This window comes from Gemmatimonas groenlandica (genome assembly GCF_013004105.1).
GTDB classification, from domain to species: domain Bacteria; phylum Gemmatimonadota; class Gemmatimonadetes; order Gemmatimonadales; family Gemmatimonadaceae; genus Gemmatimonas; species Gemmatimonas groenlandica.
This window is the reverse complement of sequence record NZ_CP053085.1, coordinates 2,064,516-2,077,326: the sequence shown is the minus strand read 5'-3', so window position 1 is coordinate 2,077,326 and position 12,811 is coordinate 2,064,516. Positions and strand designations below refer to the sequence as shown.

The following is a 12,811-nucleotide window of genomic DNA, read 5'->3' as shown; positions in this document are numbered from 1 at the left end:
CAACGTTGATGAAGTGGATTTGTCGGGATTCACCCGGCGTTGCACCGCCGGCCACGCAGAAACGGCTATTCGTCAGGCGTCGGCGACGATGAGTCCCGTTTGGATCGGGAAGCGTGTGGAGACCTCGCGGCTGCGCCGGAATCCGGCCGCCTGTAACATCTGGTGGAGCTCAGACGCCCGGCGCGCCCGGCCTTTCCCCATCGCCATGAGATAGAAGGAGAAGTAGGCGTCGCCCACCGTCTCGGCCCCGCGAACGCCGGCCATCGCTTCGGCGATGAGCAGTACGCCACCACTGGGCAGGGCCGCCTTCACCCGCTTGAGCAGACGCAACACCGACTCGTCGTCATGGTCGAGCAGCACGCGGACCAAGGAAATGACGTCGGCGCCAACGGGGAGGGCATCCGCGTGGAAGTTGCCGCCGTGGCAGTCCACCCGATTCGCAAAGCCGGCCTGGCCGAGCCGCGTCTTCGCGCGCGCCGCTACCGCGGGGAGATCGAACAGGCGCAGCTGCAGCGCCGGGTGCCTCTGGCCGACCAGCGACAGGAACACCCCCTCGCCACCACCTACATCGAGCAGGCACTGATGCTTCGAGAGGTCATAGGCATCGAGGACGTCATGGGCGACGGGCGGGAGCGTATCGGCCATGATCTCGGAGTACGCCGCGACGCGGGCGTCGTCGATCTGTTGCGGGCGCGGGGCGTCGGCGTACGACCAGTAGCGCGAGAGTTCCGTGCGGAAATCCGCACCTTGGCGCAGCAGGGCGACCGGATCGCTGAGATCCTGATACGCCATCCGGTGGTGCCGGATGAGCGCCAGTACGCCAGTGTTTCCCACCAGCGGCGCCCCCAGGGCACCGAGCGCGTAGCGGCCGTGGCGGCGCTTCATCAGCAGTCGAAGCGACACGGCCGCATTGAGCAGCCGCTCGGTACTCGCCCGCGAGAGGTTCGTATGGTCGGCGATCTCATCCACCGTTCGCGCGCTGCCCGCTAGATAGGCGAACAGGTCGAGCTCCACGCAGGCGAGCAACGTCTGGGTGTAGACAAACCCCGACACGATATCGAACAACGCCCGGGATCGCCGCATCGTCACTGGACGGGTGAGCGGGAATCGGGCGCTCCATCGCTGGAACCGGTCGGTCGCGACGAGCGCGTTGAAGCGGTCGCGAATCCGCTCGTGCCAAGCGGGCGGAGGCGCGACTGCAACAGCGCCCAGTCCATGGGCGGACTGCGCGGTGCTTGGCGTTCTAGGGCGCTCGGTTGCCAAGGCCGGTGCCTGCGGGGCCGTCAGGGCCTGCTCGGGAGGGTTCACGGGCCGAGGATAAGCAGCGGAATCGGGAGTGTCAAGAAAAGTGTACACATGACTGTAAAGCTCTTGCGACGCCGAGTCCCTGATCCTATCGTCGGGGATGGGGGATTGGTCACGTCATGACCGCCTCACGAACCTTTTTGAGTCCGCATGCGACCGGTCTTTCCGTTCAGCGCGATCGTTGGCCAGGACGAGATGAAGCTGGCATTGTTGCTGGTGGCTGTCGACCCCTCGATCGGTGGGGTGATGGTCTTCGGCGATCGTGGTACGGGCAAGTCGACCGCCGTGCGCGCCCTCGCCGGGCTGCTGCCGCCCATGAAAGTGGTGGCCGGCTGCCGCTACGGCTGTGACCCGCAGGCCAACGGGGCCCGCTGCGATGAGTGTCAGGCGCGCGCGGTATCGGGAGGTCACACCAAGACCGCGCTTGCTCCCGTCCCGGTCGTCGACCTTCCCCTCGGCGCCACGGAAGATCGCGTGGTGGGGGCGCTCGATCTCGAAAAGGCACTCACGACCGGCGAAAAGGCCTTCGAGCCCGGACTGCTGGCTCGCGCGCATCGCGGCTTCCTGTACGTCGACGAAGTGAACCTGCTGGAGGATCACCTGGTCGACCTGTTGCTCGACGCGGCGGCGACCGGTGAGAACGTGGTGGAGCGCGAAGGCGTGAGCATTCGCCACCCCTCCCGCTTCGTGCTCGTCGGCAGCGGCAATCCGGAAGAAGGCGAGTTGCGCCCGCAGTTGCTCGATCGGTTCGGTCTGGCCGTCGACGTGCGCACGCCGACGGTCATCGCAACCCGCATCGACGTCATCAAGCGCCGCGACGCGTTCGATCGCGATCCGGTGGCGTTCATGACGCATTGGCACAAAGCCGACGCGAAGGTCCGTCGCCATCTCGAGAAAGCGCGGGCGCGACTCGACGCGTTGGTCGTGTCGGATGAAGTGCTCGAGCGCGCCGCGACGCTCTGTTCGCAGCTCGGCACCGACGGCCTGCGCGGCGAGCTCACGCTGCTGCGTACCTCGCGGGCGATGGCCGCGTACGACGGTGACGAAGCAGTGACACTCACGCATCTGCGCCGGATCGCGCCGATGGCGCTCCGTCATCGGCTGCGCCGGAATGTGCTCGACGATGCCGGGTCGACCACCCGCGTCGAGCGCGCCATCGCGGAGTTGTGGGGCGATGTCGTCGGCGGTCGCTGACCTGCCGCGCGGTGGCCCCGCGCTGACGGCGTTGCTGCTGGCGGTCGATGCGCGCGGGCTGGGCGGCGCGATGCTCGATCATCCGCTGCACGAACAGGCGCGGTCGTTTTCGTTGCTGGTCCAGCGCGCGCTCCCCGACGGCGCGCCGCTCCGCCGCGTGCCGTCGAGTGTGACGCCCGATCGCTTGTACGGTGGCGTCGATCTCGCCGCGACGCTATCCACCGGGACACTGGTGGCCGAGCGTGGTGTGCTGGCGGCGGCCGACGGCGGCGTCATCGTCGTGCCGATGGCCGAACGACTCTCGGTCGCGGCGCGTACGGCGCTGTGTGAAGTGCTCGATTATGCGGAAGTGCAGGTGGCGCGCGACGGGATCGGTGAGCACCACGCCGCCCGCATCTGTGCCATCGTTATGGACGAGTCGATCGACGACGAGTCCGTGCATGATGCGCTGCGCGATCGACTGGCTTTCGTCGTGCGCATGCGCGGATCAGCGTCCGAAGCATTGCTCGATGACACCGATGAACTCGCCGTCGCCTCCTGGGAACGTCAGGCCCGTGACGCGCGGCATCGCGTGATGTCGGTGAGTGTCGACGACTCGTGGATTGCCGCGCTTTGTGAAACGGCCGACGCGTTCGGCATCGACTCGGTGCGTGCACCGTTGATGGCGCTGCGCTGTGCCCGTGCGCATGCGGCCCTGCACGGACGGCTCATGATCACCGAGGCCGACGCCGAGGTCGCCGCAGCACTGGTGCTGGCACCTCGTGCCACGCGACTGCCGCCGCCGCCCGAGGAGCCGGCCAACGACAACGAGCAGCCGGGTGAGCCGCCACCGTCGTCGCCGCCAGAGCCACCCTCCGCGAAGGACGGCGAGTCCGCCGACGCGCCGGAGCCGCCCACGCCGCCCGACCAGCAACCGCCCGACGCGGATTCCGACGAGTCGGAGCAGAACGATGATGCGCCGTCGCCGCCGTCGAGCAGCACCGACGTACTGCGGGAAGCGGTGACGTCAGCGCTCCCGCCGGGCATGCTCGCGCAGCTGTTGGAGAAGGTGAGCGGTGGCTCGATGCAAGGACGCGTCGGCGCGGAAAAGCAGAATATGCTGCGCGGTCGTCCACGCGGGTCGCGCAGTGGACTGCCACGTGGTGGCGCCCGGTTGCATTTGCTGGAGACACTGCGGGCCGCCGCACCGTGGCAGCGTGCACGACTCAAGCAGGCCGCAGCAGCGGCGCTGTTGTCGGCGACGCCGACGACAAAGGCGCGACCGCGCGTGAACATTCGTCGTGAAGACTTCCGCATTCGTCGGTATATCGAGAAGACCGGCACGACCGTCTTGTTCGTGGTCGACGCCTCGGGCTCTTCGGCACTGAATCGACTTGCGGAGGCAAAGGGCGCCGTCGAGATGCTGCTGGCTGAGAGCTACGCGCGGCGCGATCGCGTGAGCTTGATCGCATTCAGAGGAAAGGACACCGAGTTGCTGTTGCCGCCCACGCGTGCCCTCGCCCGGGCCAAGAAGGTCTTGGCGGCACTGCCCGGCGGTGGCGGGACGCCGCTGGCGCACGCCATTGAGGCGGCGCTCGAGCAAGCCTTGGGCGCCAAGCGTGCGGGGAGTGCGCCGTTGGTGGTGATGCTCACGGATGGTCGCGCGAACATTGCGCGAGATGGCACGCCGGGGCGTCCTGGTGCCGAGCGTGATGCGTTGGCGGCCAGCGCGCGCTTTGCCCAACAGCACATTCCGGCGCTGTTCGTGGATACGTCCGCGCGTGGCGAACCGGTCGCGCGTCGCGTGGCCGACGCGATGCGCGCGCGGTACGTCCTGCTGCCGGCGGCGAATGCCAAGGCGCTGGGTGGATTGGTACGTACCGCCATGCAAATGGCTGAGGGATCTGATCGTGCATGAGACGCCGGTGGCGCCGCGCACTATGTGGTCCTGGCAGTCGCTGGTACGCGTGCGACATCCGTCGATGTTGTACGACACCGATATCGCGACCCGTGAAACGTCCGTCCGCGTGGCGCTGCGCTCGCTCGTGGTCGTCGTGTTTTTCTGGTGGGCGGCAACCGGACTTATTTTCGCGCTCGAACGGTCCACGGGCACGCGCGTGCTCGGTCTGGTGCTGGCGAGTGCGATGGCGGTCTGGGGAGCGTGGCTGCTGTATCTCGAACGCGACCGTGGGACCGCGTCCGGCGCGCGGCGCAGTTTCCTGGGCGCGGCGTTCCTGTGGACGTGGGTCCAAGTGGCCTTCTACGGCGGATGGTTGGTGGGGCCGGCGTCGTTGATGGTGCCGATTCCCGCCGAATCGCCGAGTTGGTCGTTGGCGGTGCGATCCGTGTTGTCGATGTTCTGGTATCAGCTCGCGATGCTGGGGGTGCTCGCCATTACGGGCTATCTCACGGCGCGTCGTGTGAATCGCGCGGGCTGGTGGGCGCTCGTGCTCTTCTGGGCAACGCATCAAGCGGCCAGCATCAACATTTTCTTCGGCGTCGAGAATCCCGGCCGCGGATTCTTCCCGGAGCCGCTCGCCTATCTCGAGTCATACTTCGGCCCGCAACGCAACAGCTGGTTGCTCCCGATCACGGTGGCGCTGCTGATCGCCTTCACGCTGCGTACCATCATCCATGCGCTGCGCGACCCCTCGCCACTACGACGGCAAGGCATGATGCTGCTGTCGGTCCTGGGCGTACTTGGCGTGCTCGAACTCGCGGTGCTCGGTACGCCCGTCTCGCTGCCGTTCTGGCAAGCCTTTCTCGACGTGCGCGGATACTGAGTCGGGCGGTCTACTCGTGGCGCAATGATTCGATCGGGTCGAGCCTTGCCGCACGGCGGGCTGGCACCAGCCCGAAGATGATGCCGATGCCGACCGACACCACGACGGCAATCACCGTGAGCGACACGGGCACTGGCGCCGAGATCTCGAGCGCAAAGGACGCCACGCGGCCAAGCGCGAGGCCGACGAGAATTCCGATCAGCCCGCCGATGCCCGTCAGCGTGCAGGCCTCGATGAGAAACTGCAGCAGGATGTCGTTGCGTGTCGCGCCCAGGGCTTTGCGCACACCGATCTCGCGGGTGCGGCTCGTCACCGACACCGTCATGATGGCCATCACCCCGATGCCGCCCACCAGCAGGGCCACGCCGGACAGCACGATCATGACGAGAAAGAACACACTCGTGATGCCATTGAACGTGTCGAGGATCTGGTCCTGTGTCACCAGGTCGAAGCTGTTCGTACTGCCTGGTCGCAGGCCGCGCATTTCGCGTATCGCCATCACTGCCGCGCCCTGCGCATCTGCCACGCTCACACCGGCCCGTGGCTTGACCGGAATCCAGAGCGCGTTGGTCTTGTCGATCGTGTAGCTGCGGGCCATGAACTTGTATGGCACCACCGCGCCGACGGCCTGCCCGGGCGGTGCGAAGATGTTGCCAGGTTCCTGCCATAGTCCGATCACGACCAGCGGACGCCCACCAATCTGTACCTGCCGTCCCAGCATGCGCTCGCGTCCGAACAAACGACGCGCCGTTTCATCCTGAAGCACGACCACCGGTGCTCCAGAACTGAGCTCGTTGCGCGTAAACCAGCGGCCCTCCACCAGTTCGCCGCCCTGAATGCGGGTGAAGCCGTCGTCGGCTCCGAAGATGGCCATCGACTGTGAACGCACACCTTCCGATTCGATGCGCGCCAGCGTTTGTGCCCACAGAGAGGCGTACGCGATCTCCGGCAGCCGGCGCAGTCGTTCGGCCTCGGTTTCCGAGAGATCCGGACGGATGCGCACCTCCTTCGGGAGGTTGTCCGGATTGAGCGGCGTTTGCGAGAACTTCTTCATCACGTAGAACGTGGTGGGCCCCGCGACCTCGATCGTCGTCACGATCTGTGAGCGGATGCCTTCCACGATGGCGGCCATCGCCATGACGGTTGCCACGCCGATGACCACGCCGAGAATCGTGAGCGACGAGCGCAGCTTGTTCACCCGAATCGCATCGAACGCGATGAGCAGGTTCTCGCCAAATGCACCGACTCGGAGGCTCACGACTCAGGTCTCCGCGCGCATGGCGGTGATCGGATCGAGCTTGGCGGCTCGCGAGGCCGGGTACACGCCAAACAGCACGCCAACGCCGGCACCAAGTGACAGCGCCAGACCGACACTCCACAGCGAGACGCGGGCGGGCAGCGGAGAGAACGCCGCGATGACGGCGGCCAGACCCCAGCCTGCGGCGACACCGAGTAGACCACCACAGATCGCCAGCGCCACCGCCTCGGCGAGGAACTGCCGTCGCACATCGGCCGATGTCGCCCCCACGGCTTTCCGCAGTCCGATCTCGTGCGTGCGTTCCGTGACGCCCATCAGCATGATGTTCATGATGACGATGCCGCCCACGAGAATACCGATCGCCACGACGGCGGGGACCACGGCGAAGAGCACCTTGGTGAGTTGCTTCCAGAAATCGACCAGCGCATCGGCGGTGCCGACATCGAAGTTGTCGCGATCGGATGGACGCAAGCGACGCGCGAGTCGCATGGCTTCCTGCGCGCGCGCCATTGCCGGGCCGACCTCGGTCGCCTCGCGCATCTTGACCGAGATCGTCGTGTTCTGCCGTCGCCCGTAGATCGCTTCAAAAGCGGAAATCGGCATCAGGGCAAAGCCGTCGAATGATTGCCCCAGCACGCGGCCCTTCCGCCCCACCACGCCCACGATCGTGTAGCGTTGCCCCATCAGGCGCACATCCTTGTCGATGGCGGACGCGCCTTGAAAGAGCTTCTGCGCGATATCGGCACCGACCACGATCACATTGCGCCGCTCACGCACGTCGATGTCGCTGAGGGGCCGTCCTTCGGTGAAGCGATAGTCCTGCACGACCTGATAGCCGGCGGTGACGCCGAAGATCTGCACGCTGCCAATTGTGCGGTCGCGCCACACGACGTCCGCTTGCGGTGTCGGCCAACCGGACTGCAGCGAGATCGCCAGCGCGTCGGGGAGTGCCTCGCGAACCGCCGCAGCGTCGCGCTCATCCACGCGCGGGCGCCGCTGCAGCAGCCGGAACTGGTCGTCGGTGAAGAGCCCGAGGCTGATCGGCAACCGTCGGACCTGAAAGGTGTTCATGCCGATCATCGCGTCGGCGATGTTCTCCTTCACATACGCGTTCATCCCCTGGATGATCGCCACGACCGCCACCAGAAAACCGACCGACACCACGATGCCCAGCAGGGTGAACGCCGTTCTCATGGGGTTCACGCGCAGCTGCAGGAGCGACAGGCGGATGATGTCGGAGAAGCGCATGGTGAGCGGCTACTCGTGCCGGAGTGCCTCCACCGGGTCCAGCCGCGACGCGCGCATCGCCGGGAGCATGCCGAAGGCAACGCCCGTGACCGCGCTGGCGATGAGTGCGGTGGCTACAATACTGCCGGGGAGCGTGGCCGGAATCGATGTGTTCGTACGGATGACCCACGCGAGCAACGCGCCAAGCCCGAGGCCGACGAACGCCCCAATGCTGGTCATGGTGGCCGCCTCCACCAGGAACTGCCAGCGAATCGTGCCTGACGTCGCACCAAGCGCCTTGCGTACACCGATCTCACGCGTGCGCTCAGTAACCGAGATCATCATGATGGCGACGACGCCGACACCGCCGACCAGCAGCGCCACGGCCGACAACGCCAACCCCACGGCGAAGATCGCGCCGAAGAGCTGGTTGAACGTATCCATCAGGCGATCCTGCTCGACCAGGTAGAACGTCGCGCGGTCGCCCGGGCGCAAGCCGCGGCGCGCGCGCATGGATGCCAGTACCTCGTCCATCACCTCGCCCTGCGTCACCGACTTCGACGGACGCACCAACAGACTGAGATTGTTGCGCCATACATCGAGACTGCGCACGGCCGCTTGAATGGGAATGATCGCCCGCGGGGTGTCGGGACCCTTTCCCTCCAGTGACTTCAGAAAGCCGGCTTTCGGCGCGTAGATGCCGATCACCGTGAACTGTCGGCCGCTGATCATGATCTGCTTACCGATCGCTTCCGACTCGCCAAACAACTGCGCCTTGAGGGTGTCGTTCACGAGCACCACCGGCTGTCCGGCGTCGTACTCGGCGCGCGTGAAATTGCGTCCCGGGGAAATATCCGAGGCGTCGACCGATGGCCATTCCACGCTGTACGCGTCATAGCCCACGTTGTCCACGCGGCTGTTCCGATAGGCGAAGTTGCCTTGGCCGCCAAGCACCCCGATGACATTCTCGACGCCCGGAATGCGCTTGATCATGTCCCATTCGGCAAACGAGATCGGCGGGTTGCTCCGATCCGGGCACTTCTCGTCGGTACCATCGCACCCGCTGATGCCCGAACTCCGTCGCTGCACGATAAACGTGGTCGCGCCGATCTGTTCGAGGTCCTGCTGAAACGACGCGCGAATGCCGTTCACGACGGCGCCCATCGCAACAACCACGAACACACCGATGGCCACGCCGGCGATAGTCAGGGCCGCGCGCACCTTGTTCGACCGGATGGACTCGAGCGCCATCCCAACGCCTTCGAAGACCAGTAAGAATCGATTCATACGATTACTCCTGGCGTAGCGCCGTGATGGGATCCAGACGCGAGGCGCGACTGGCGGGGTACAGCCCGGCGGCAATGCCGACCCCGGCACCGGTTACCAATGCCGCAGCAATCGACCAGGGCGCGACGGCCGCCGGGAGCGGGGTCAGCACCGAGATGATCTCTGCGAGGCCAATTCCCAATCCGATACCGATCGCGGCACCGAGCGTACTCAGCGTGGCCGCCTCGACGAGAAACTGCGACATGATATCAGCCCGCTTGGCACCGAGTGCTTTCCGCACGCCGATCTCGCGCGTGCGCTCGGCAACGGCAACCAGCATGATGTTCATGATCACCATGGCACCAACGACCAAACTGATCGCCGGCAGCGCCGTGCCGAAGAGCACAAGGCGTCCTTTCAGCTGCTTGATGAAACCGAAGGCGGCGTCCTGTGTGATGAGGCCGAAGTCGTCCGGCTCTCCCGCTCGAAGTCCGCGCAAGGAGCGGAGCGCACCGCGCGCCGCCTCCATCCCGTCGGGAAGATCGGCTTGCGTTGGGGCTTGCACGATGAGCGAGGAGACGTCCCGCGCCGGACGGATGATGCGGCCCATCGGCGACGTGTATGGCGCGATTGCATTGCGATCGAGTGAGAATCCGAACACCGATCCTTGCTTCTCGATAACGCCGATCACGGTAAACGGAACGCCCGCGACGCGGAGTTGGCGGCCTTCCGGATTGAGGCCCGGGAAAAAGTGCTCAGCGACTTCCGTGCCGATCACGATCACGCGCGCGCCGGCGCGAACTTCCTGATCGGTAAAGGCCCGGCCAACGGTCACCGGAAAGTTCTTGATGTCGAAATAGTTCGCGTCGGTCGCCACGGCTTGCACTTGACGCGGACGAGCGCCTGGCGCGGATGCGTACTTGAACGTCTCGCTCGCGATGCTGGACGTCATCGTGGCCGGGATCGCGGCCCGAACTGCATCGACATCCGGCATGCGGATCAGCGGTCGTCGCTGGGCGGAACGCGCATCAAAGCCGCGATTCCCGCCGGGCCCCACGTTGCTGAACCGTCGTAACGTGAAGGTGTTACTGCCGATCAGGCGCGCGGCAAAATCCTCTTCGACGTATCGGCCCATCCCTTCAACGATGGAGACCACGGCGATGAGGAACATGACGCCAATGGTCACCCCAAGCAGGGTAAAGGCGCTCTTGAGTTTCTGAACTCGAATCTGGGTCAGTGCCAGCCCAATGGCGTCTCGTGTCTTCACCCCTGAATAATAGCCGCCCTCTGCTATTCGTGCCGCAGCGCTTCCACCGGATCGAGGCGAGAGGCACGCAGTGCGGGCAGCATGCCGAAGATGACGCCGGTGGCGATACTGGCCGCGATCGCCGTGATGATCGCAGAAGCTGGAATGGACGTGGGAACGGGTGTGTTGGTCCGCACGACCCACGCGAGGATGCTGCCGATGATGAGCCCCACCGAGGCGCCGATCGACGTGAGGGTGGCCGCCTCGACGAGGAACTGCCACAGGATCGTCGCACGAGTGGCTCCCAAGGCCTTCCGCACGCCGATTTCACGGGTTCGCTCGGTCACGGAGATCATCATGATCGCGATCACCCCCACGCCGCCCACTAGCAGTCCGACCGCCGACAACGCCAGCCCGACCATGAAGATCGCGCCGAACAGCTGGTCGAACGTCTCCATCATCCGGTCTTGAGCGACCAGGGCAAAGTTGTTGATCTGTCCCGGCTTCAAACCGCGGCGCGAACGGAGCAGCTCGGTCACGTCGTCCATCACCTGCGCCTGCGCCACGTTACCGCGGGGCTTCACCATCATCATGAGTCCCCGACGCCACACGTCGAGGTGCCGGTACGCGGTCATCATGGGCAGGATGGCGCGCGGTTTATCGGGGCCGCGCCCATCCATCGTTTTCAGGAAGCCGGCTTTGGTGTGAAACACGCCGATCACCGTAAACTGCTTCCCTTCGATGGCGATCTGCTTGCCGATCGGGTCGGAGTCGCCGAACAGACGATTCTTCAGCGTGTCGTTCACAAGGACCACCTGAGCGCCCGCATCATGCTCCGAGCCGGAGAAGCTTCGGCCTGGCGAGATGTCGGCGACGTCGGTCTTGATCCAGTCAGTGCTCTGCGCGTCGTAGCCCACGTTGGTCACGTGGCGATCGCGGTAATCGAAGTTGCTTTGACCCGACAACCAGGCCGTGGCCGTCTCCACCTCGGGGAGATCGGCAATCGCGCGCCACTCGACGAGCGAGATGGCCGGATTGCGCCGTTCCGGGCAGCTGTCGTCGGAGCCGTCGCAAGTGTTGATGCCCACGCCGCGCCGTCTCACCTGGAACGACGTGGCGCCGAACTCATCGAGGTCGGACTGGAAGCTCTGCTTGATGCCATGCACCGTGGCGCCCATCGCCACCACCACGAACACACCGATCGCCACCCCGGCAATCGTGAGACCGGCGCGCACCTTATTGGCCCGGATAGCATCGAGCGCCATGCCGATGCCTTCCAACGCGAGGAGAATACGGTCCACGAATCGCATCGCTATTCCTGCCGCAAAGCTGTGATGGGATCGAGCCGGGCTGCCCGGCTCGCCGGGTAGATACCGGCCGCAATGCCTACGCCAGCACCGACCACCAGTGCCGCCACGATCGACCACGGTGCCACCGCCGCCGGCAGTGGTGTCAGCGCGGCAATGGTCGCCGCCAAGCCGATCCCCAGCCCGATGCCGATTGCTGCGCCTACCACGCTCAGCGTAGCCGATTCAACGAGGAACTGCGACATGATGTCACGGCGTCGCGCACCAAGCGCCTTACGCACGCCGATCTCACGTGTCCGCTCGGCAACTGCCACCAGCATGATGTTCATGATCACCATCGCGCCGACGACCAGACCGATGGCGGGCAGCGCCGTGCCGAAGATGACCATCTTCGACTTGATGCCGTCAAAGAAGGCCATCGCTTCGTCCTGTGTTTCGAGCGCAAAGTTGTCAGCTTTGCCAGGAGGCATCTTTCGCGAGGCCCGCAACGCCTCGCGCGCGGCATCCATACCGTCGGATACTAGATCCTTGGTGGGGGCCTGCACGATCATCGCTTCGATGTCCCCCCGCGGCCGGATCGCGCGGTGCAGGGGACTCGTGTACGGCGCAATCGCCAGTCTATCGAGCGAGAAGCCGAACACCGATCCCTGCTTTTCGATCACGCCGATCACCTCATAGGGCACGCCGTTCATGCGCAGCTCGCGGCCGATCGGGTCGAGGCCTTTGAAGAAGTGCTCGGCCACGTCGACACCGATCACGAGCACACGCGCGCCGATGTTCACTTCCTGCGGACCAAAGGCACGCCCGAGCGTGACGTTGAACTTCTTGATCGTGAAGTAGGCGGCTTCCGTCGCGACGGCCTGTACCTGTCGAGGACGGGCGAAGGGCGAGTTCGCGTTCATGAACGTCTCGTTCGTGATCGCCGACGAAGATCCTGGAGGCAGCACCGAGCGCACCAGATCCGCGTCGTACGCGAACAACCGCGGCCGACGCTGAATCTCGCGCCAGTCGAGATTGTCGTCGGTATTGAAGTCATTCCACCGACGCAGGGTGAACGTGTTCACGCCGAACAGCTTACCGGCGAAATCGTTCTCCACGTATCGACTCATGCCCTCGACGATCGACACCACGGCGATCAGGAACATCACGCCGATGGTGACGCCGATGAGCGTGAAAAAGCTTTTGAGCTTCTGCACGCGGATCGTGGCGAGGGCTAGCCGGACAGCTTCCATGAAAGGCATGTGGT

Annotated in this window: 10 protein-coding genes; 3 read left to right on the top strand and 7 right to left on the bottom strand. The window is 65.3% G+C overall.

Going from position 1 to position 12,811, the window contains the following annotated elements; genetic code table 11:
* Positions 1 to 72 precede the first annotated feature (72 nt).
* The gene (locus HKW67_RS08755; protein WP_171225022.1) at positions 73 to 1,083 is read right to left on the bottom strand and encodes a methyltransferase; all 1,011 of its coding nucleotides are present in this window, start codon (positions 1,081 to 1,083) and stop codon (positions 73 to 75) included.
* 372 nt (positions 1,084 to 1,455) lie between these two features.
* On the opposite strand from HKW67_RS08755, the gene bchI reads away from it, so the two are divergent.
* The 3 genes from bchI to HKW67_RS08740 are packed head-to-tail and all read left to right on the top strand — an operon-like array spanning position 1,456 to position 5,261.
* Positions 1,456 to 2,499, top strand: a complete 1,044-nt coding sequence (gene bchI / locus HKW67_RS08750; RefSeq protein ID WP_171225021.1) for a magnesium chelatase ATPase subunit I — start codon at positions 1,456 to 1,458, stop codon at positions 2,497 to 2,499.
* Entirely contained in the window at positions 2,480 to 4,396 is a 1,917-nt protein-coding gene (locus HKW67_RS08745; protein WP_171225020.1) for a magnesium chelatase subunit D, read from the top strand. Before bchI ends, HKW67_RS08745 begins: the two co-directional genes overlap by 20 nt.
* Positions 4,389 to 5,261 carry a DUF3623 family protein gene (locus tag HKW67_RS08740; RefSeq protein WP_171225019.1) on the top strand — a complete coding sequence of 291 codons (873 nt, stop codon included), beginning with the start codon at positions 4,389 to 4,391 and terminating at the stop codon, positions 5,259 to 5,261. Before HKW67_RS08745 ends, HKW67_RS08740 begins: the two co-directional genes overlap by 8 nt.
* 10 nt (positions 5,262 to 5,271) lie before the next feature.
* On the opposite strand, the gene HKW67_RS08735 is transcribed toward HKW67_RS08740, so the two are convergent.
* Genes HKW67_RS08735 through HKW67_RS08710 form a run of 6 tightly spaced genes read right to left on the bottom strand, consistent with a single transcriptional unit; the run spans position 5,272 to position 12,806 of the window.
* Positions 5,272 to 6,519, bottom strand: a complete 1,248-nt coding sequence (locus tag HKW67_RS08735) for an ABC transporter permease (RefSeq protein WP_171225018.1) — start codon at positions 6,517 to 6,519, stop codon at positions 5,272 to 5,274.
* Positions 6,520 to 6,522: 3 nt separating this feature from the next.
* On the bottom strand, positions 6,523 to 7,767 hold the full coding sequence (locus HKW67_RS08730) for an ABC transporter permease (RefSeq protein ID WP_171225017.1): 1,245 nt from the start codon (positions 7,765 to 7,767) through the stop codon (positions 6,523 to 6,525).
* A 9-nt stretch (positions 7,768 to 7,776) separates the two neighbouring features.
* Entirely contained in the window at positions 7,777 to 9,033 is a 1,257-nt protein-coding gene (locus tag HKW67_RS08725) for an ABC transporter permease (protein WP_171225016.1), read from the bottom strand.
* 4 nt (positions 9,034 to 9,037) lie between these two features.
* Positions 9,038 to 10,279 (bottom strand): ABC transporter permease, encoded by a 1,242-nt coding sequence (locus tag HKW67_RS08720; protein WP_171225015.1) that lies wholly within the window; start codon positions 10,277 to 10,279, stop codon positions 9,038 to 9,040.
* 23 nt (positions 10,280 to 10,302) lie between these two features.
* A complete protein-coding gene (locus HKW67_RS08715; protein ID WP_230981156.1) occupies positions 10,303 to 11,568 on the bottom strand; it encodes an ABC transporter permease in 1,266 nt (421 codons plus the stop codon).
* A gap of 2 nt (positions 11,569 to 11,570) precedes the next feature.
* Entirely contained in the window at positions 11,571 to 12,806 is a 1,236-nt protein-coding gene (locus HKW67_RS08710) for an ABC transporter permease (RefSeq protein ID WP_171225014.1), read from the bottom strand.
* Positions 12,807 to 12,811: the final 5 nt, after the last annotated feature.